Below are 18,081 nucleotides of genomic sequence, written 5' to 3'. Positions count from 1 at the left end.
CGGGGTCGGACCCTGAGGGTCCGACCCCAGTACCTGCTTGGGGGGTGTCAATCAAGCTTCTTCCGCCTTCTTGCGTGCAGGACGGCGCGCGGGCGTCTTGCGCGGCGCCTTGGCTGGCTTGTCTTCGGCCACAACGGCCACTTCCACCGGCGCCGCTTCAACGACAGGTGCGGCTTCCACCACGACGTCAGCCGCCTTCTTGGCCGGTTTCTTCGCCGCTGCCACCTTGCGGGCCGGCGTGCGCGGCTTGGCCTTCGGCTTCGCTTCCACTACCGGCTCAGGTACAGGCTCCGGCATGGTTTCCACCACCGGCGCCACCTCGACGGCGACAACTTCGGCACGCGCTTCACGCCCGCCATCGCCATTCTTGCGGCCACCGCGGCCATTGCGGCGCGAACCGCGCTTGGCGTTGCCTTCTTCTGCCGCCACCTCGGCCACCGTTTCGGCGGCGGCTTCGGCCACTTCGTGCTGCACCTCCGGCTGCGGCGCCGGCGCATACTGCTCGACGACGACTGTTTCCGCGTCGGCCACCGGCACGAAAGCCTGTGGCGCGGACTCGCCGCGGCGTTGTTCGTTCTGCTTGCGGCCGCCACGGCCATTGCGGCGCGAATCGCGGCGGCTGCCGCCTTCGCGCTGATTGCCCTCTTCCGCCGTCACGCCCGTCTCGCCGGCGACGATGGCCTCGCCGGTGGCTTCCCCGTTCACGGCAGCGGGCACGGCCACCAGGCCGCTGCTGCGGTAGACATAGGCGCCCGATTTTTCATCGCGGCCAAATTCCAGCAAGCCGCGCGTCTGCGCTTCTTCCAGCAGGTTGCCGAAGGTACGGAAACCGTAATACGACTCGCTGAAATCGGGCTTGCGGCGCTTGATCGCTTCCTTCAGCATCGAGGCCCAGATCTTGCCGCTGTCGCCCCGTTCGGACACCAGCGCATCGAAGGTTTCGACAGCCATCTCGATCGCTTCCGTCTTGCGCGACTCGTACTTTTCCTTGCGGCGCACTTCCTCGTCCGGCGAACGCTTGGCGGCAGCAGCCGGGCTTTCGCGCGCGTCGCGCTTGGCGGCCGTGCGGCGGCTCTCGCGCACCAGGTCATCGTAGAAAATGAACTCGTCGCAGTTGGCCACCAGCAGGTCGGAGGTAGACTGCTTGACGCCCACGCCGATCACCTGCTTGGCGTTTTCGCGCAGTTTCGACACGAGCGGCGAAAAGTCGGAGTCGCCGCTGATGATGACGAAGGTGTTGACGTGGGCCTTGGTGTAGCACAGGTCCAGCGCATCGACCACCAGGCGGATGTCGGCCGAATTCTTGCCGGACTGGCGCACATGGGGGATTTCGATCAGTTCGAAGTTCGCCTCATGCATGGTGCCCTTAAAACTTTTATAACGGTCCCAGTCGCAATATGCCTTCTTGACAACGATGCTGCCCTTCAGCAGCAAGCGTTCGAGGATGGGCTTGATATCGAATTTTTCGTAATTTGCATCTCGCACGCCAAGCGCGACGTTCTCGAAGTCGCAAAACACGGCCATGCTGAGGTTTTCTGGGGATGACGCCATAAGGGTGAATTCTCGCTGATGATAAGGGCGGACGGGAAGCGCAACGCCTCCCTTTTCGCCTAGTATATTCGCCCATCCCCCGTTTCGGCGACAACTATCGTGCGCAGCCCGCCTATTGCGCGCCGCCGGCGGCGCTCGCGCTGGCGCCGGCGACCGGCCAAACGACGCTTTCATCGACGGAATACAGCTGGCACGGCAGGCTGCTCCGGCGCTGGCACGAGGCCAGCGCACGCACATCGGGGCTTTCACCCTCCTCGGCCCAGCCCCAGGCGCCGCTGGCCGACAGGGCAAAGGCGCGCGGCGCGGTTTTCTCCAGGAAGACGCGGTAGGCGGCGCGCCCCTGCTCTTCCAGATACGGCACGGCGGCGATATCGTCCTGCGGCGCGAAATGCGTGGCGGGCGGCGACGGCGCCTCGGCCACGCGATAGACCTGCCGCACCGGCATGCCGATCTTCCGCAGGAAGCGCTCGGTGGCGGGCAGCCACACGGCCACGCCGTCGCGGCTGCCCAGGGTCAGGTGCGCGTCGCGCTTGAACGGACCATAGGCGAGCAATTGCGCCCGGCCGCCCGATCCGATAAAGGAATTGAACAGCCGCCGCGCCAGGGCCGGCGAAAAATACGAGTCATTCGCGCCATACAGCCACAGGCTGGGAATGTGGTTGTAGGCGCCCATGGTGGCGAAGGACTTGGCCAGCGCCCCTTGCCAGTCGCAGCCGGGCATGTCGACGCGCAAGCCGCCGGAAAAATTGAGCACGCCGCGCACGCCGGGCAGCACCCGGGTGGCCAGCGCCAGTGCCGCCATACGACTGCCCCGCGACGACGATGCGTTCCGGGTCGACCCAGCTCTGGCGGCGCGCATACGCGAGCGCGGCCAGCACGTCGCGCGCCTGGCCCTGGGCGTTGCCCAGCATGTCGCAGCCGAAATCGCGGTAGGCGCCCGTGGAACGCGCAAAGCCGGCGCGCATGGGCAGCATCACCGCATAGCCGCGGCGCACGAATTCGGTCGCCATATAGATGAAGCGCTCGCGCGCCTGCAGCCGGGCCGGGCCGGCCTGCTTGCCATGATTCATCAGCAGCAGGGGAAACGGGCCGGGGCCGGCTGGACGGAACACCGTCGTTTCCAGCATCTCGCGCAAGCCGTCACCGGCCGGCACCATGATGACCTGCTCGTTCAGGCGCGCATCGAGCGGCAGTGACGAATGCTCAAGCTGGGCTTTCAGGGGCAGGCAAGGCAGGCTGAGCAGAAAACCCAGGAAAAGAGGACGTAACAGGTGAAAAATGGCGGACTCCGTGGATGACTTCCCTGCCAGTCTAGGCAGCGAAATGCCACAGAACAATATAAAAAAATTACGTGATGTACATATTTTTTGCGGCAACCGCCTGCAAGAAAAATTGTTGCCTTGCACCAACCACTTTTCCCGCTGGCGGGAGTAAACTGGGCGCATTCTGAAGGAGTTGCCATGTCCATATCCGCCCTCACCACCGGTACCTCGGGGCTGACCGCCAACCAGCGCGCGCTGGATGTGGCCGCCAACAATATCGCCAATGCGAATACGCCGGGCTTCCAGCCGCAACAAGCCGAGTTCCAGGAAGCCAGCCCGGCCGGCACGGGCGTTACCCTGTCTGTCGAAGGACGCAAGCTGGCCGCCAGCGAAAGCGTCAGCGGCGCCAACGCGAATGCCGCCAAGGCGGCGGAAAGCCGGCCGAACGGCGTGGGCCTCGCTTCCGAGCTGACGGATAACCTCGTCTACAAGGCCGGTTTTAATTTATCGGCGAATGTCGTCAAGGCAGCCGACCAGGCTTTGGGCAGCCTGATCGACGTCAAGACCTGAGGCAGCAAACATCCACGGCAACTATCGACACGCTAGTCTGGTTTTTGCATTTCCAGCACCAAAGGCGCCATCGCCGGCGCAATCAGCGCCAGCAGCCGTTCGGCCGGAATGCCGTCGCGCGCCTGCACCGACAGGCCATGCAGCAAGGCCGCATAGTAGTCGCCCAAGGCCTGCACGTCCGCCTCCCCTTTTAATTCTCCCGCCAGCTGCGCCGCGCGCAGGCGTTCGATGACGGCTTGCGTGCGTGCGCGGCGGTGCTGCGCCAGCCAGTCGGCGATGCCCGCGTTTTCCGCGCTCGTATTCGTGGCGGCCGTGACCACCATGCAGCCTTGCGGCTGGCCGCTGCGCGTGTACAGCAGCACCGCTTCTTCCAGCATGCGCGCCACGGCGTCGCGCACATTCAGGCTGGCCGCCAGCGCATGCACGGCAAAGGCGCCCTCGCCCGTTTCATACAATTCCACGGCTTCGCGGAACAACTGCTCCTTCGAGCCGAACGCCGCATAGATGCGCGCCGAGGCGATGCCCAGCGCCGCCACCAGGTCAGCCATCGATACACCCTCGTAGCCGCGCGTCCAGAACGCGTCGCGCGCTTTTGCCAGCGCCAGCGCGCGGTCAAATTCCCTCGGTCTTCCTGCCATCTTGATCCTCTGCTTGCGAAGTGGCGGCCAGTATAACGCCTGGCGCCCACGGCGCGTTCCCGATTTATTTTGCATCACGGGCTTGACCGAAGGGAAAATTTCGCCTATTCTTTGTCGATCGACAAACAATAGGAGCCGATATGAAAACCATCCAAGGACCAAGCCTGCACCTGGCACAATTCGCCGCCGACACGGCGCCCTTCAACACCCTGCCCGCCATCGCCGAGTGGGCGGCCGGCATGGGCTTCAAGGCCCTGCAGATCCCCGCCTGGGATGCGCGCCTGTTCGACGTGGCGCAAGCGGCGCACAGCCAGCAATACTGCGACGACCTGGTCGCCATGCTGGCCAGCCATGGCCTCGTCATCAGCGAACTGACGACGCACATCCTCGGCCAGCTGGTCGCCGTGCACCCGGCCTACGACGCGCTGTGCGACAGCTTTGCGCCGGCACACCTGCATGGCCAGCCGGCGGCGCGCACCGAGTGGGCCATCGAGCAGGTGAAACTGGCAGCCATGGCATCGAAGCGCCTGGGCCTGACGGAAATGGGCACGTTCTCCGGCTCGTTCGCCTGGCCCTACCTGTTCCCGTTCCCGCAGCGCCCGCCCGGCCTGATCGAGGCGGCCTTCGACGAACTGGCGCGCCGCTGGCTGCCCATCCTCGACGTGTGCGAAGAACAGGGCATCAACCTGTGCTACGAAATCCACCCGAGCGAAGACCTGCATGACGGCATCAGCTTCGAAATGTTCTACGAGCGCGTGGGCCGCCATCCGCGCTGCAAGATGCTGTTCGACCCGAGCCACTTCGTGCTGCAGCAGCTGAACTACCTGGAATTCATCGACATCTACAAGGACCATATCCGCATGTTCCATGTGAAGGATGCGGAATTCAATCCGACGGGACGGCAAGGCATCTACGGCGGCTACCAGTCGTGGGAAAACCGCGCCGGACGTTTCCGCTCGCTGGGCGACGGCCAGGTCGACTTCAAGGCGATCTTCTCGAAGATGGCGCAGAACGATTACGCGGGCTGGGCCACGCTGGAATGGGAATGCTGCCTGAAGGACCAGGAAGTGGGTGCGCGTGAAGGCGTGGCCTTCATCAATGCCCACATCATTCCCGTGACCGACAAGATCTTCGACGACTTCGCCGGCGCCCCCGTCAGCGCGCAGCAGATCAATACCCTGCTCGGCATCGAGCACAACTAACAAGGAAATACCATGCATCAGAATCAAGACAGCTACACCCACGACTACGTCCGCATCGACGGCCAGCGCCTGCATTGCGTCATCGCTGGTACCGGCAAACCCGTGCTGCTGATCCCCGGCTGGCCGCAGACCTGGTATGCCTGGCGCCATGTGATGGCGGCCCTGGCGGCCAACGGCTACCAGGCGATCGCCATCGATCCGCCCGGCAGCGGCCACTCGGAACGCCCGGCCGGCGGCTATGACACGGGCGCCGTTGCCGCCACCCTGCACCGCGCCATGCTGGCCCTGGGCCATGCGCAGTACGATGTCGTCGGCCACGATATCGGCATGTGGGTCGGCTATGCGCTGGCCAGCGATTTCCCGCAGGCCGTGACGAAACTGGCGCTGACGGAAGCCGTCATTCCAGGCCTGGCGCCGGCGCCGCCGATTTTTGTCGCGCCGTCCGACAACATCTTCCTGTGGCACTTCATGTTCAACCAGGTGCTCGATTTGCCGGAGATGCTCACGGCCGGCAAGGAACGCGAATACATCAGCTTCATCCTGGACCGCTGGTCGTACCGCCGCGACAAGGTGGCCGTCGACGTGTATGCGGACGCCTATGCCACGCCGGGCGCCCTGCGCGCCGGCTTCGCCTACTACCGCGCCATTCCGGAAACCATCCGGCAAAACCTGGAGCGGGCAAAGACAAGCCTGGCCATGCCCGTGCTGGCCATCGGCGCCGACCATGCGACGAATGACGCGCCTCTGCTGACCATGCAGGGCAAGGCCGATATTTTGCAGGGCGCCATCGTCGCCGAATGCGGCCACTTCATCATGGAAGAACAGCCGGAAGCGTTCATCGCCCACCTGCTGCCCTTCCTGGCCGGAGCACCCGCATGAGCCTCGATCCGCTGATCGCCGCCTGGCTGGAAGAGACAAGGGATGCGCCGCCACCCGCCTCGCTGGCGGACTTGCGCGCCGCCACGGAAACGGGGCTGCGCCAGCTGCACGGACCATTGGAAGACGTCGCGTCGATCAAGGATTACGTGCTGCCCGGCGAGCATGCGCTGACCGTGCGCGCCTATGTGCCTGCCGGCGCGGACACGGGCCAGCCCTTACCCGCCATCGTCTTTGCGCATGGCGGGGGATGGTGTCTGTGCTCGCTGGACCTGTACGACAATCCGTGCCGCGCGCTGGCCAACGCCACCGGCTGCGTGGTCTTTTCCGTCGACTACCGGCTGGCGCCCGAGCACAAGTTCCCCGTGCCGCTGGAGGACTTTTACTCGGCGCTCTGCTGGGTCGCGGACCATGCCGAAGCGCTGGGCATCGACGTGAAACGGCTGGCCGTGGGCGGCGACAGCGCCGGCGGCAACCTGGCGGCGGCAGCGGCCCTGATGGCGCGCGACCAGGCCGGCCCCGCGCTGGCGCACCAGCTGCTGTTATACCCGGCGCTCGATTTCGCCTTCGACACGCCGTCCTACCAGCGCTATGCGGAAGGCCATTCGCTGACGCGGGAAGCCATGCGCTTTTGCTGGTCGGCCTACCTGAACGAGCCGGCTGACGGCGCGCAGCCCTACGCGGCGCCCCTGCGGGCCGCCTCGCTGAAGGACTTGCCGCCGGCAACCGTGCTGGTGTGCGAGTACGATCCGCTGCATGACGAAGGCGAAGCCTATGCGCGGTATTTGCGCGACGACGGCGTGGCGGCGCAATGCGTGCAGCTCGATGGCATGATCCATGCGTCGATGCACATGCTGGGCTTGACGCCAGCGGCGCGTGGATTGTTCGACGTGGCGGGCCAAGCCATGCGGCAAGCGCTGGCGGCATAAAAAAACGCGCCGGGGATGGCTCCACGGCGCGTTTTTTCCATCAGCTGCGTGTCATTCCACCAGTTTGCGCACCTCGATGTGGTTCAACCACTTCACGTGGCGCGGACCCGTGCGGATATCTCTGGCCGAGATCAGGGCGATCTCGCCATCGCTTTCGTCAAGCGCCTTGCCGTTCTTCTCGTAGTAGACGATCACGCCCTCGCCGGCCGGTGCGTTATACAGCTCGCTCCAGGAAAACACCACCGCATAGCCATCGGTGGCCGTGGCGATGATGGCAAGTTTCTTGACATCGTTATGGCCCGGCGCATCGAGCGCCGCCTTGTCGAGGATATCGCGCAGGCGCACGCCCTTGTAACTGGTAATGGTCTCGGCCTTGTCGCCGTTTTGGCGCGTGACGGCAAGCTCGCCGCCATTCGCCGGCGGCAGCTGACGCAGGTCGGCCACTGTCAGGGTCAACGGCGTTGCCACCTTGCCCGTCACGGTCAGCGCATGGCTCATATGCTCGCGCGCCGGCGCCGGGCCGGCCCATGCGGGCGCCGTCGCCAGCAGGGCGGCGGAAGCAAAACCAAGGAATATTTTCTTCAACATGCTGTGTCCTTTCATGGAACAATCAAAAAATCAGAACTGGTATTGCGCATTGGCCAGCCAGGTGCGCCCCGCGCTGGGGAAACCGTCGGCCAGCGCGTAGTTGCGGTCAGCCAGGTTGCTCACGCCCGCTTCCAGGGTCAAGGCCGGCAAGGGCCGGTACACGGCCTTCAGGTTGACGGTGGCAAAGCCGCCCAGTTCCAGTGTGTTCGAGACCCAGCGCCCGCTGTTCGCTTCCGCGATGGCCACCACATCGAGCTGGCGCGCCGCGTGCAGCACGGCGTGCGCCGTCAGCTTGTGGCGCGGCACGTCCGTCAGGCGGATGGCGCGGTCGCTGACGTTCTTCATTTCCGTGTAGGTATAGTTGCCGCCGAAGTCCAGCCACGCGCCGGCGCTGCCGCGCAAGCCCAGCTCCGCGCCGCTGATATGCGCCCTGCCCGCGTTGCGCATCTGCGCGCGCACGCCCGCCACATTCGCCACGCTCTGTATCTTGTCCTTCACGTCGCTGTAGAACAGGGCGGCATCGAGCGCCAGCCCGCGCACGCTTGCCTGGTAGCCCACTTCATAATTGAGCGCCTCCTCGGCGCGCAGGTTCGGGTTTTCAATATACGTGCCCAGGCGCTGCGAATAGCGGTCCTTCAAGGTCGGCAGGCGCGACTTGCGCGCCACCGTGGCGTACACCTTCGCCTCGGGCCCCATTTTATGGAACAGGCCCGCCTGCATGTCCGTGGCCGATTGATTCTCCGGCAAGGTATACGCATTGCCGGCGCTGTAGACGGTATCCGGGCGCAGTGTATTGCGCGACACGCCCAGCGACAGTTCCGTCGCCGCATTGAGGGCAATGCTGTCTTCCGCACCCAGGGTCCACAGGGCATCCTTGTACCAGGTGGTGCGCACGCCCTTGGCGTCGAGTTCCTGGTGCTCGTCGGCCTTGTAGCTGGCGACAAAGCGCAGGCTGTGTGCGGCCAGGCGGAACGATTCGAGCTCCACCGCGCCGCCGTTCGTGCGGTCGTTGTAGATGCTGCGCCCGCCGCTGACGCTGCCCTGGCCGCTGGTTTTCAGGGTCGCGTAGCTGCCGTTCGTGTACGAGGTGATTTCATTGTCGTAGCTGTCGTGGTACAGGCGCAGTTTCAGGCGCTCGGCGTCGCCCAGGCGCGTCTGCGAGACGAAGTACACGCTTTCCTTGTTCCAGTAAGGCCATTGCCAATAGCGTGCGCCGACGGGATTCGTCGATGGCGGCTGGCCTTTTTCGCCATGCTGCTTGTAGTAGCTGAGTGCATACTCGTCGCCGCCCACGGGCGTGTAGCCCACCTTGAACGACAGTTTATGGTCCTTGCGGTAGGCGTTGTTGCGCGTGCCGCCGTCTTCCGTGGCCGTGGGACGGAAATCCGACGACAGGGGAAAGCCGTCGCTGTCGATGTACGACACGCCCGCCTGCAGATACCACAGGCCCTGGTTCGTGCCCACATTGGCCGACACCTGGCGCTCGCTGCCCGAGCCGAAACCGATGGAGGTGTCGCCTTCCATCCGCGCGGACGGCTTGCGCGACACCAGGTTGATGGCGCCGCCCAGGGTATTGGCGCCGTAGGCCACGGAGCTGTAGCCCTTGGCCACCTGGATGGCGGCCAGGTCGCTGGTGGTGAAGCGGTTGAAATCGACATAGCCGTCATACGGCACGTAGACGGGAATGCCGTCGATGTACAGCGGCACCTGGCGAGAGTCGAAGCCGCGGATCGCGACGGTTTTCTCATTGCGCGCATTGGTCGACAGCGACACGCCGGACAGCAAATTCAGAGCATCACCCACGTTGTCGCGGTTAAAGCGGCGCATCTCGGCGCGGCTCACTTGCGACCCCACCTGCTGTTCCATCTGCCCTGCCTGCTCGCGCTGGCCGATCACCGTCACCGTGCCCAGCACGAACGGCGCCGCCTCGTCCTTGCCGGCGGTTTGCTGCGCCCGCGCCGTCTGTGCCATGTGCGCCAGCGCCAGCATCACGGCGCCTGCCAATACCTGTTTCAACATCGTTTCGATCTTTCCACTGTCGTTATATAGAGTCTCATATAGCGATACTCAAAAAAGCGGCCACTCTTGCGGCGGCCGTCACCCAACAGCGCAATATACAGACGTATATAACGATGCTCAAGCGACAAGCGCCAAAACGCCTGCGCAGGTCAATTTTCCGAGAAAAATTCATGCAGCGCAGCATTTCGCTGTGCGAACGAATGTTTCACAAAATGGTTGACACGTCGATTTTGGCTAGGCAAACTGATTTCCAGGGAGCCTGAAAATGAATGCAAATATGACAAATATTCAGACCACAGCAGATCCGGAAATCATCGTCTTCAGCGACGACGAGGAAGGCAAGGACCGCCAGTTCGTCAACGCGCTGGCGCGCGGGCTGGAAGTACTGCGCTGCTTTCGCCCCGGCGAAGTATTCCTGTCGAATGCGGACATGGCCAGGCGCACGGGCATTCCGAAACCGACGATTTCGCGCCTCACCTATACCCTCACCAAACTCGGCTACCTGAATTATTCGGACAGCCTGGGCAAGTACCAGCTGGGCGCCGGCGTGCTGGCCCTCGGTTACCGCATGCTGTCGAACCTCGATGTGCGCAAGATGGCGCGCCCGCTGATGGAAGAACTGGCCGAACATGCGCAAGCCTCCGTTTCCCTGGGCACGCGCGACCGTCTCAGCATGGTGTACGTGGAAACGTGCCGCAGCAGCGCCAACGTCACCCTGCGCCTCGACGTCGGTTCGCGCATCCCCCTGATGACGACGGCCATGGGCAAGGCCCTGCTGTGCATCCTGCCGCAGGCCGAACGCGACTACCTGATGGACCATGCGCGCGTGCACGAGACGGAACGCTGGCCGCGCATCAAGGCCGGTATCGAACAAGGCTTCAAGGATTACCAGGACCGGGGCTTTTGCATCTCGGCCGGCGAATGGCAGAACGATGTGCACGCCGTGGGTGTGCCCATGCTGGGTGCCGATGGCGAACAGGTGATGGCCTTCAATTGCGGCGGCCCCGCCTTTTTGCTCTCGCGTGAAAAGCTCGAATCGGACCTGGGACCGCGCCTGGTCGCCCTGGTCAAGACAGTGGAAAAAAACCTGGGCCGCGGTTAGACTGCGCGCCCCCTCTTAATTACAGTACCGAGGACCCCGATGATACGCGACGAAGAAACCCTGAACATCCTGCTCGACAGCATCGCCCGTTTCGTGCGCGAAGTACTGGTGCCGAACGAGGCGCTGGTGGCCGAAACGGATACGATCCCGCCCGCCATCGTGGCGCAGATGCGCGAACTGGGCCTGTTCGGCCTGTCCATCCCGGAAGCCTACGGCGGCCTGGAACTGAGCATGGAAGAGGAAGTCAGGGTCGCTTTCGAAATCGCCCGCACCTCGCCCGCCTTCCGCTCGCTGATCGGCACGAACAACGGCATCGGTTCGCAAGGCATTGTTATCGACGGCACGGAAGCGCAAAAACAATACTATCTGCCCAAGCTGGCCGCGGGCGAGATCATCGGCTCGTTCGCCCTGACGGAAGCGGGATCGGGGTCGGATGCGGCGTCCCTGCGCACGACGGCCGTGCGCGACGGCGACTTCTATATCCTCAACGGCAGCAAGCGCTATATCACCAACGCGCCCGAAGCGAGCATTTTTACCGTGATGGCCCGCACGGATCCCGTCAAGCGGGGCGCCTCGGCGATTTCCGCCTTCATCGTGGAAAAGGACACGCCGGGCCTCTCGCTGGGCAAGATTGATAAGAAAATGGGCCAGCAAGGCGCACATACCTGCGACGTCATCTTTGAAAATTGCCGTGTGCCGGCCGCGAACATCATCGGCGGCAAGGAAGGCGTGGGCTTCAAGACGGCCATGAAAGTGCTCGACAAGGGCCGGCTGCACATCGCCGCCGTCTGCGTGGGCGCGGCCGAGCGCATGCTGGCCGACGCCCTCGCGTATGCGATGGAGCGCCAGCAGTTCGGCCAGCCCATCGCGGAATTCCAGCTGATCCAGGCCATGCTGGCCGACAGCAAGGCGGAGATTTACGCGGCGCGCAGCATGGTGCTCGACGCCGCGCGCCGGCGCGACAACAAGGAAGACATTTCGACGGAAGCGTCGTGCTGCAAGCTGTTCGCCTCCGAAATGTGCGGCAGGGTCGCTGACCGCTCCGTGCAGATCCACGGCGGCGCCGGCTACATCAGCGAATACGCGGCCGAGCGTTTCTACCGCGACGTGCGCCTGTTCCGCATTTACGAGGGCACGACGCAGATCCAGCAGATCGTCATCGCCCGCAACATGATCAAGGCAGCGCAAAAGTGAAGGAGGCCGCGATGGACATCCCCACCCTGCTGGCCGGCTTGCCGGCGCGCCTGTCGGCCATCCCTGCCTACTGGGCGGCGCGCGCGCCGGACGCGCCGGCACTGCATGAAGGTGGCCGCAGCTGGACCTACGCGCAGCTGCAGCACAGTGTGGAAAGTGCAGCGCAGCTGCTGCGCAACCTCGACGTGCGCGCCGGCGACCGCCTGATGGTGGTGGGAGAGAATGGCGCGCTGCAGGTGGCGCTGATCTTCGCGGCCGCCCGCATCGATGCGTGGATCGTCAACGTCAATGCCCGCCTGTCGGCGCGCGAGATCGATACCATCGCCGCGCACAGTTCCGCGCGGCGCGTGCTGTTCCTGGCAGGCGCCTCGCCGGAAGCGGCCGCGCATGCGGCGCGGCGCGGCGCCCGCCCTGTCACCGTCGATGGCATGGGCGAGCTGCTGGCCGGCGAATTGAACGACGCCGCCATCGCGGAAGACACGGTCCCCGGCAACGAACAGGTGGCCGCGCTGATCTACACGACGGGCACGACAGGCCAGTCGAAAGGCGTGATGCTCACGCACCGCAACCTGCTGTTCATCGCCGCCGTCTCCAGCACATTGCGGGGCCTGACGCGCAGCGACCGCGCGTATGGCGTGCTGCCGATTTCGCACGTGTACGGCCTGGCCTCGGTGGCACTGGGCACCCTGTATGCGGGCGCCGCGCTGTATCTGGTGCCGCGCTTTTCCGTCGATGGCCTCCTCTCGGCCTTGAAAGACGACGGCTTGACCATCGTGCAGGGCGTGCCCGCCATGTACGCCAAGCTGCTGCAAACCCTGGGCGGCGCCGATACGCCGCTGCCCACGCGGCTGCGCTTTGCGTATGCGGGCGGCTCGCCGCTGGCGCCATCGCTCAAGCGCGACGTGGAAAAGCTGCTGGGTACCGCGCTGCACAATGGCTACGGCATGACGGAAAGCGCGCCCACCATCAGCCAGACCCGCCTGGAAGCGCCGCGCCGCGACGATTCCGTCGGCATGCCGATCCCGGGCGTGGAAGTGCGCGTGGTGGACCTGGCCGGTACGGACGTGACGCCGGGCGAGCCGGGAGAATTGTGGATACGCGGACCGAACGTCATGGCCGGCTATTACCGCGAACCGGCCATGACGGCGGCCACCATGCGCGACGGCGGCTGGCTCAATACGGGCGACATGGCGCGCCAGGAAGCGGACGGCGCGCTGTTCATTGTCGGACGCACCAAGGAATTGATCATCCGCTCCGGCTTCAATGTGTATCCACTGGAAGTGGAAACGGCGCTGAACGCCCACCCTTCCGTGGTGCAGTCGGCCGTAGTGGGGCGCACCCTCGCCGATGGCAACGAGGACGTCATCGCCTACGTGGAGCTGGACCCGCGCCAGCCCGCCAGCGTGGCAGAATTGCAGGCATGGCTGGCACAGACCCTGTCGCCGTACAAGTGCCCATCCGCCATCATTGTCATGGAAGCGCTGCCAGCGGCCGCCACGGGCAAGATTTTAAAGGGGCAGCTGCGGCAAATGGCGCAGAATGCACGATAAGTTGACCATGCTGTACCAGACAAGACAATAAAACCAAGCCACATCACCGGAGGAGACACGATGAAACGCACCTATACACGCATCGCCATGGCAGCGCTGGTTGCCAGCGCCTGGATGGCACAGGCCAGCGCCGACGAATTTCTGGTCGGCGCGGAAATCCCGCTGACGGGCAACCTGGCGCGGGTCGGCGCCGGCATGCAGGAAGGGATCATGGTCGCGGCCGAAGTCTTCAACAAGACCAACGGCAAGCACACCATCAAGATCATCACCGTCGACGACGAATCGGCGCCCGCCAAGGCCATCGCCGCCGTGGAAAAGCTGGCCAGCCAGGGCGTGGTGGCCATCACGGGCGGCTATGGCTCGAACAATATCTCGCCCGCCTCGGACACGGCGAATAAACTGGGTCTCGTCTACATCACCTCGGGCGGCGTGGACGACAGCCTGGTGTCCAGCGGGCGCAAGAATTTTTTCCGCATCAATAACACGGCCGGCTACGAAAAAGCCATGCTGGGACTGCTGCAGGATGTGGGCGCCAAATCCGTCTCCATCGTGTATTCGACCAAGGACGCCACCACGGGCCTGGCGAAAGACGTGGAAAAGGCCCTGGCCGCCAAAGGCGTGAAAGTGACGACGCACTCGTTCGACCCGGCCATTACCGACTTCAAGCCCATCATCAACAAGATCAAGCTGCAGGATAAATCGGAAGTGGTGGCCATGGTCGGCTACGAAAACGATTACGTGGGCATCATCCGCGCCGCCCGCGTCCTGAAGCCGAAGATCAAGGCCATGGTGGGCGTGTGGTCGCTGGCCACGCCGAAAATGGCGGCCGACTTCCCCGACCTGATGCCGAACGTGTTCGGCACGGCCCTGCTGCCCTTCCCCACGGAATTCAAGACGGCCGACGGCAAGGCCTTCAGCGACGCCTACAAGCAGTTGTACAAGAAGGAGCCCGACTACCTGGGCCAGTTCGGCTATGTGCAATCGATGCTGCTGTTCGAAGCCATCGCGCGCGCGGCCGACAAGGGCACGCTCAAGAAAGGCGGCGTGGCCGAGGAAATGCGCAAGACGGACCGTGAAACCCTGATCGGCCGGGTGCAGTTCGCCGCCAATGGCGACAACCAGAATTTCGTGCACCGCATGGCGCAGCACCAGGACAAGAAAGTGGTGATCGTCTGGCCGAAGGAACACGCGACGGGCAAGCTGGCCTATCCAGCCCTGCCCTGGTAGGCAGCCTCCCGCTGCACACGCGCACGCCTGCCGGGCGTGCACCGATGAACGGCGTTCCTGGCGCATCTTCGCGATGCGCCAGGGCTGCCTGACGGGATGACGACATGACAGAATTAATCTTGCAAGCCTTGTATTCTGGCTTGCTACAGGGCGGCTCCTACGCCCTGATCGCACTGGGACTGGCGCTGGTCTTCGGCACCATGAAAGTGATCAACCTGGCGCACGGCGAGCTGGTGCTGCTGGCCGCCTACATCGCCTACAGCGTGGAATCCGGCCTGGGCCTGGGGCCCATGTTCGCCATTCCCATCGCGCTGGTGATCGTCAGCCTGACGTCCGTGGGCGTGTACCTGATCGTCAGCCGCATCAAGAAAGACCGCGAAATCAATTCTCTGATCCTCACCTATGGCATCGGCGTCATCCTCACCAATTTCATCCTGCTCGTATGGAAGGCGGACATCCGCTCGACCTCGTCGAGCTGGCTGCAGGAAGGCATCGAGATCGGTCCGTTTTTCAGCATGCGCAGCGAAGTGATCTTCTTTGGCGTCAGCCTGGTGCTGATGGCGGCCCTGTGGCGCTGGCTGTCCACCAGCTGGTATGGCCGCGCCGTGCGCGCCGTCTCCAGCAACCGCGACGCGGCCAAGCTGATGGGCATCGACCCGGGCCGCACGGAACTGGTTTCCTTTTTAGTCGCCGGCATCCTGGCCGCCTTTGCCGGTGTCGCCCTGTTCAGCTATGGCGTGATCCAGCCCGCCTACGGCGGCGCGCTGACGGTGAAAGCCTTCATCATCACGGTCCTCGCCGGCATCGGCTCGATACCCGGCGTGCTGATCGCCGCCGTGCTGCTGGGCGTGGCCGAAGCGCTGACCGTCACCCTGGCCAGCTCCGCGTTGCAGGAATTGTCCGGCATGGTGCTGTTCCTGCTGGTGCTGTTCATCATGCCGAACGGCCTGTTCGGCGCACAACGGAGGCGCGGATGAGCCGTACTTCACTGATGTCCACGGCGGGCCTGCTGCTGGCCGCCTATGTCGCCGTGCCGCTGGCCCTGGGCGGCAACCAGTATGTGATGAGCATGGTGGTGGCGGCCCTGATCATCGGCGGCGTGGCCATGTCCTGGGCCCTGCTGGGCAATTTGGGCGGCATGGTCAGCTTCGGCCATGCCGCCTTCTTCGGCGTGGGCGCGTATGTCTCCGCCCTCGCTACCGTGAAACTAGGCCTGCCCGTGTTTGCCGCCATGCTGCTGGGCGGCGCGGGGGCGGCCATCGCCGCCGTCATCATGCTGCCCGTGCTGCGCCTGCGCGGGCCGTATTTTGCGCTGGCCATCCTCGCCTACGCCCACATCTTCCGCATCCTGGCCACAGAATGGAGTTCCGTGACGGGCGGCGCCGGCGGCATCAACAACATCCCGACCTTGCCCACCGTCTTCGGCTTCGATTTGGCCAGCAAGACGGGCGCCTACCTGGTGGTGCTGACCCTGGTGGTGGCATGCGCGTTTGCCTACAGCCGCATCCGCGCCAGCCACTACGGCATCGCCCTGCGCGCCATGCACGACAGCGAAGACGCCACGCGCGTCGTCGGCGTCAACAGCACCTTGCTGAAAGGCGCCATGCTGCTCGTGTCGGCCTTCATGGCAGGCCTGTTCGGCGCCTTCAACGCCCACTACATCAACTTCCTGGAGCCGGACTACGCCTTCAACAGCCTGTGGGTGACGTTGCCGATCGTGGCGGCCATCTTCGGCGGCTACCGCACCATCCTCGGCCCCGTGCTGGGCGCCGTGGTGGTCTACCTGGTCGACCAGCTGATTTTCAAATCGCTGATTCCCACGGGCCACCAGCTGGTGCTGGGCGTGCTGCTGGTGGCGATGATCGTCTTCAGTCCTAACGGCCTGCTGCCGCTGCTACGCAAGGCGTTCAAAGCGAAGGAGAAAGCACATGCTTGAACTCGATAATGTCTGCGTGCGCTTCGGCGGCCTGACGGCCGTCGATTCCGTCACCCTGAACGTGGGCAGCCACGACGTGATCGGCCTGGTGGGCGCGAATGGTGCCGGCAAGACCACCCTGTTCAACGCGATCTCCGGCCTGGTGCGCCCCACCAGCGGCAGCATCCGCTTCGAGGGGCGCGACATCATGGCCACGCCCATGTACCAGCGCGCCCGCCTGGGACTGGGCCGCACCTTCCAGATTCCGCAACCGATGCATGAATTGACGGTGCGCGAAAATCTCGTCGTGGCGCAGCGCTTCGGCACCGGCAAGGTGGACCCGCGCAAGATCGATGAAATCCTCGACTTCACCAGCCTGGCGGACAAGGCCGGGCGCGACGCGGCCAGCGAACTGGCGCTGACGGAACTCAAGGCGCTGGAAGTGGCCAAGGCGCTGGCCACCAATCCAAAGCTGCTGCTGCTCGACGAAGTGCTGGCCGGCCTGGAAACGAACGGCAAGCGCCGCTTCATGGGCATGCTGAAGGACTTGCACGCGGCCTTTGGCGTGGGCATCGTCATGATAGAGCACGACATCGAAACCATCAGCAATCTGTGCCAGCGCGTGGCCGTGCTCAATTTTGGCCAGCTGATCGCCGACGGCACGCCCGATGCCGTGTTCCGCGATCCGGCAGTCATCGAAAGCTACACGGGAGCCGTTCATGCCTGAAACGATGCTTGACATAAGTAAACTGCGCGCCGGCTATGGCGCCATCAATGTGCTGTGGGATGTGTCGCTGTCGATCCAGAAGGGCAAGCTGACCACCATCATCGGCCCGAATGGGGCCGGCAAGACCACCCTGCTGCGCGCCATCATGGGTCTGCTGCCCGTGGGCGCGGGCAGCATCGCGCTCGATGGCGTGGCCATCAACGGCACGCCCACGTGGAAGATGAGCGACGCGAGGGTCACCATGATCCCCGAGGGCCGCATGACATTTCGCGACATGAGCGTGGAAGAAAACCTGATCATGGGGGCGTTTCCGAAAGAGCACCGCAGCCACATGCCGGCGCGCCTGGCCGAAGCCTACGCCATGTTCCCGCGCCTGCACGAGCGGCGCAAACAGCTGGCCGGTTCATTATCCGGCGGCGAGGCGCAGATGCTGGCGATGGCGCGGGGCTTGATGTCCGATCCGTCGCTATTGATCATCGACGAACCGTCGCTGGGCCTGGCGCCGCTGGTGGTCAACGAGCTGTTCGAGATCCTCGCGCGCCTGAACGACGGCCGGCGCACCATCATCCTCGTCGAGCAGAACACGGCGCGCGCAGTGGGCGTGGCCGATCACGTCTACCTGATGCAAAGCGGCAAAGTAGCGCTGTCACAGGCGGCTTCCGAGGTCGACCTCGATCACCTGCACGAACTCTATTTTGCGCGCTGAGTAATATCCGCCGCATGCCCATCGT

The 18,081-nt window shown here is 64.3% G+C and carries 17 protein-coding genes and 1 pseudogene; 12 read left to right on the top strand and 6 right to left on the bottom strand.

The features are described from left to right. Positions 1 to 51 precede the first annotated feature (51 nt). From O3297_RS03485 to O3297_RS03475, 3 genes and pseudogenes are all read right to left on the bottom strand, one after another. On the bottom strand, positions 52 to 1,551 hold the full coding sequence (locus O3297_RS03485) for an NYN domain-containing protein (RefSeq protein WP_305047768.1): 1,500 nt from the start codon (positions 1,549 to 1,551) through the stop codon (positions 52 to 54). A gap of 112 nt (positions 1,552 to 1,663) precedes the next feature. Next, positions 1,664 to 2,305, bottom strand: coding sequence for a hypothetical protein (locus tag O3297_RS03480; RefSeq protein ID WP_305049719.1), 642 nt, complete (start codon positions 2,303 to 2,305; stop codon positions 1,664 to 1,666). 97 nt (positions 2,306 to 2,402) lie between these two features. Further along, positions 2,403 to 2,621: pseudogene (locus tag O3297_RS03475) on the bottom strand (dienelactone hydrolase); the annotation flags it as partial. A 390-nt stretch (positions 2,622 to 3,011) separates the two neighbouring features. Between O3297_RS03475 and O3297_RS03470 the strand changes: the two are divergent. Beyond that, the gene (locus tag O3297_RS03470; RefSeq protein WP_034782850.1) at positions 3,012 to 3,383 is read left to right on the top strand and encodes a flagellar basal body protein; all 372 of its coding nucleotides are present in this window, start codon (positions 3,012 to 3,014) and stop codon (positions 3,381 to 3,383) included. 32 nt (positions 3,384 to 3,415) lie between these two features. Here the strand turns inward: O3297_RS03470 and O3297_RS03465 are convergent, their stop codons facing one another. Continuing rightward, positions 3,416 to 4,021, bottom strand: coding sequence for a TetR/AcrR family transcriptional regulator (locus tag O3297_RS03465; protein ID WP_092610589.1), 606 nt, complete (start codon positions 4,019 to 4,021; stop codon positions 3,416 to 3,418). 140 nt (positions 4,022 to 4,161) lie between these two features. On the opposite strand from O3297_RS03465, the gene O3297_RS03460 reads away from it, so the two are divergent. The 3 genes from O3297_RS03460 to O3297_RS03450 are packed head-to-tail and all read left to right on the top strand — an operon-like array spanning position 4,162 to position 7,028. Further along, complete coding sequence (locus tag O3297_RS03460) at positions 4,162 to 5,223, top strand: sugar phosphate isomerase/epimerase (protein WP_305047767.1); 1,062 nt, start codon at positions 4,162 to 4,164, stop codon at positions 5,221 to 5,223. A gap of 12 nt (positions 5,224 to 5,235) precedes the next feature. Then, positions 5,236 to 6,102 carry an alpha/beta fold hydrolase gene (locus O3297_RS03455; RefSeq protein WP_305047766.1) on the top strand — a complete coding sequence of 289 codons (867 nt, stop codon included), beginning with the start codon at positions 5,236 to 5,238 and terminating at the stop codon, positions 6,100 to 6,102. Continuing rightward, a complete protein-coding gene (locus O3297_RS03450; RefSeq protein WP_305047765.1) occupies positions 6,099 to 7,028 on the top strand; it encodes an alpha/beta hydrolase in 930 nt (309 codons plus the stop codon). Before O3297_RS03455 ends, O3297_RS03450 begins: the two co-directional genes overlap by 4 nt. A 51-nt stretch (positions 7,029 to 7,079) precedes the next feature. Here the strand turns inward: O3297_RS03450 and O3297_RS03445 are convergent, their stop codons facing one another. Both O3297_RS03445 and O3297_RS03440 read right to left on the bottom strand, forming a co-directional pair. Beyond that, a complete protein-coding gene (locus O3297_RS03445) occupies positions 7,080 to 7,616 on the bottom strand; it encodes a molybdopterin-dependent oxidoreductase (RefSeq protein WP_305047764.1) in 537 nt (178 codons plus the stop codon). Positions 7,617 to 7,646: 30 nt separating this feature from the next. Continuing rightward, positions 7,647 to 9,635: a TonB-dependent siderophore receptor gene (locus O3297_RS03440; RefSeq protein WP_305047763.1), complete on the bottom strand. Its 1,989-nt coding sequence runs from the start codon at positions 9,633 to 9,635 to the stop codon at positions 7,647 to 7,649. Between the two features lie 277 nt (positions 9,636 to 9,912). On the opposite strand from O3297_RS03440, the gene O3297_RS03435 reads away from it, so the two are divergent. The 8 genes from O3297_RS03435 (at position 9,913) to O3297_RS03400 (ending at position 18,056) form a co-directional block, all read left to right on the top strand. Continuing rightward, positions 9,913 to 10,737, top strand: a complete 825-nt coding sequence (locus O3297_RS03435; protein WP_070259059.1) for an IclR family transcriptional regulator — start codon at positions 9,913 to 9,915, stop codon at positions 10,735 to 10,737. A 39-nt stretch (positions 10,738 to 10,776) separates the two neighbouring features. Beyond that, positions 10,777 to 11,931, top strand: coding sequence for an acyl-CoA dehydrogenase family protein (locus O3297_RS03430; protein ID WP_034782861.1), 1,155 nt, complete (start codon positions 10,777 to 10,779; stop codon positions 11,929 to 11,931). 11 nt (positions 11,932 to 11,942) lie between these two features. Further along, complete coding sequence (locus tag O3297_RS03425; RefSeq protein ID WP_305047762.1) at positions 11,943 to 13,481, top strand: class I adenylate-forming enzyme family protein; 1,539 nt, start codon at positions 11,943 to 11,945, stop codon at positions 13,479 to 13,481. A 60-nt stretch (positions 13,482 to 13,541) separates the two neighbouring features. Next, positions 13,542 to 14,708 (top strand): ABC transporter substrate-binding protein, encoded by a 1,167-nt coding sequence (locus O3297_RS03420; RefSeq protein WP_034782864.1) that lies wholly within the window; start codon positions 13,542 to 13,544, stop codon positions 14,706 to 14,708. A gap of 104 nt (positions 14,709 to 14,812) precedes the next feature. Beyond that, positions 14,813 to 15,685, top strand: coding sequence for a branched-chain amino acid ABC transporter permease (locus O3297_RS03415; RefSeq protein ID WP_034782865.1), 873 nt, complete (start codon positions 14,813 to 14,815; stop codon positions 15,683 to 15,685). After that, positions 15,682 to 16,644 (top strand): branched-chain amino acid ABC transporter permease, encoded by a 963-nt coding sequence (locus tag O3297_RS03410; protein WP_305047761.1) that lies wholly within the window; start codon positions 15,682 to 15,684, stop codon positions 16,642 to 16,644. Before O3297_RS03415 ends, O3297_RS03410 begins: the two co-directional genes overlap by 4 nt. Beyond that, entirely contained in the window at positions 16,637 to 17,350 is a 714-nt protein-coding gene (locus tag O3297_RS03405; protein ID WP_305047760.1) for an ABC transporter ATP-binding protein, read from the top strand. The genes O3297_RS03410 and O3297_RS03405 overlap by 8 nt, the downstream gene beginning before the upstream one ends. A gap of 4 nt (positions 17,351 to 17,354) precedes the next feature. Next, the gene (locus O3297_RS03400; protein ID WP_034782870.1) at positions 17,355 to 18,056 is read left to right on the top strand and encodes an ABC transporter ATP-binding protein; all 702 of its coding nucleotides are present in this window, start codon (positions 17,355 to 17,357) and stop codon (positions 18,054 to 18,056) included. Positions 18,057 to 18,081 lie beyond the last annotated feature (25 nt).

It is taken from the genome of Janthinobacterium sp. SUN128 (assembly GCF_030587275.1).
GTDB classification, from domain to species: domain Bacteria; phylum Pseudomonadota; class Gammaproteobacteria; order Burkholderiales; family Burkholderiaceae_D; genus Janthinobacterium; species Janthinobacterium lividum.
Note: the sequence above shows the minus strand (reverse complement) of the source record. Positions and strands in the feature narration are given on the sequence as shown.

Bases quoted from the DNA above. Each gene is read 5' to 3' on its own strand.
- O3297_RS03440 (WP_305047763.1), bottom strand. From the start codon at position 9,635: ATGTTGAAACAGGTATTGGCAGGCGCCGTGATGCTGGCGCTGGCGCAC.
- O3297_RS03470 (WP_034782850.1), top strand. From the start codon at position 3,012: ATGTCCATATCCGCCCTCACCACCGGTACCTCGGGGCTGACCGCCAAC.
- O3297_RS03400 (WP_034782870.1), top strand. From the start codon at position 17,355: ATGCTTGACATAAGTAAACTGCGCGCCGGCTATGGCGCCATCAATGTG.
- O3297_RS03405 (WP_305047760.1), top strand. From the start codon at position 16,637: ATGCTTGAACTCGATAATGTCTGCGTGCGCTTCGGCGGCCTGACGGCC.
- O3297_RS03410 (WP_305047761.1), top strand. From the start codon at position 15,682: ATGAGCCGTACTTCACTGATGTCCACGGCGGGCCTGCTGCTGGCCGCC.
- O3297_RS03425 (WP_305047762.1), top strand. From the start codon at position 11,943: ATGGACATCCCCACCCTGCTGGCCGGCTTGCCGGCGCGCCTGTCGGCC.
- O3297_RS03430 (WP_034782861.1), top strand. From the start codon at position 10,777: ATGATACGCGACGAAGAAACCCTGAACATCCTGCTCGACAGCATCGCC.
- O3297_RS03420 (WP_034782864.1), top strand. From the start codon at position 13,542: ATGAAACGCACCTATACACGCATCGCCATGGCAGCGCTGGTTGCCAGC.
- O3297_RS03460 (WP_305047767.1), top strand. From the start codon at position 4,162: ATGAAAACCATCCAAGGACCAAGCCTGCACCTGGCACAATTCGCCGCC.
- O3297_RS03455 (WP_305047766.1), top strand. From the start codon at position 5,236: ATGCATCAGAATCAAGACAGCTACACCCACGACTACGTCCGCATCGAC.
- O3297_RS03485 (WP_305047768.1), bottom strand. From the start codon at position 1,551: ATGGCGTCATCCCCAGAAAACCTCAGCATGGCCGTGTTTTGCGACTTC.
- O3297_RS03415 (WP_034782865.1), top strand. From the start codon at position 14,813: ATGACAGAATTAATCTTGCAAGCCTTGTATTCTGGCTTGCTACAGGGC.
- O3297_RS03465 (WP_092610589.1), bottom strand. From the start codon at position 4,021: ATGGCAGGAAGACCGAGGGAATTTGACCGCGCGCTGGCGCTGGCAAAA.
- O3297_RS03435 (WP_070259059.1), top strand. From the start codon at position 9,913: ATGACAAATATTCAGACCACAGCAGATCCGGAAATCATCGTCTTCAGC.
- O3297_RS03445 (WP_305047764.1), bottom strand. From the start codon at position 7,616: ATGTTGAAGAAAATATTCCTTGGTTTTGCTTCCGCCGCCCTGCTGGCG.
- O3297_RS03450 (WP_305047765.1), top strand. From the start codon at position 6,099: ATGAGCCTCGATCCGCTGATCGCCGCCTGGCTGGAAGAGACAAGGGAT.